This is a genomic window from Vibrio sp. Y176, from assembly GCF_033438945.1.
This window is the reverse complement of the sequence record NZ_JAWOQS010000384.1, coordinates 1-777: the sequence shown is the minus strand read 5'-3', so window position 1 is coordinate 777 and position 777 is coordinate 1. Positions and strand designations below refer to the sequence as shown.

Below are 777 nucleotides of genomic sequence, written 5' to 3'. Positions count from 1 at the left end.
CATTGAAGTAAAAGATCTTAATGGAGCTAACTTAAGTCCTGGTTTTATCGACCTGCAACTGAACGGTTGTGGCGGCGTCATGTTGAACGATGCTATCACAGCAGAAACGATGCAAATCATGCACGAAGCAAACCTAAAGTCGGGTTGTACCAGCTTCCTTCCTACGCTGATCACTTCTTCTGATGAAGATATGCGCGCGGCAATCGCCGCAGCTCGCGAATATCACAAAAAATACCAAAACCAATCGCTTGGCTTACATCTTGAAGGCCCATACCTTAACGTCGCGAAAAAAGGTATTCATAGCGTTGACTTCATCCGTCCATCCGATGACGGCATGATTGACCTTATTTGCTCAAATGCAGACATCATTGCCAAAGTAACTCTTGCGCCAGAGCAGAACGACCCTGAACATATCGCACGCCTAAAAACTGCAGGCATTGTGGTATCAATCGGTCACACAAACGCGACCTATGCTGAAGCACGCAAAGGTTTTGAGGCCGGTATTACTTTTGCAACTCACCTATTCAATGCGATGACTCCTATGGTTGGTCGTGAGCCAGGAGTGGTTGGTGCTATTTACGATACACCAGAGATCTACGCAGGCATCATTGCTGACGGCTTCCACGTAGACTACGCAAACATTCGAATTGCTCATAAAATCAAAGGTGAAAAGCTTGTTTTGGTGACCGATGCCACAGCTCCGGCAGGTGCTAACATTGATCACTTTATTTTTGTCGGTAAGAAAGTATATTACCGAGATGGTAAGTGTGTTGATGA

General features: G+C 45.7%; 1 protein-coding gene. It reads left to right on the top strand.

Annotated features, from left to right (window positions below):
• A partial coding sequence (gene nagA / locus R7O13_RS26210) for an N-acetylglucosamine-6-phosphate deacetylase (RefSeq protein WP_318305120.1) occupies positions 1-777 on the top strand: 777 nt, incomplete at both ends.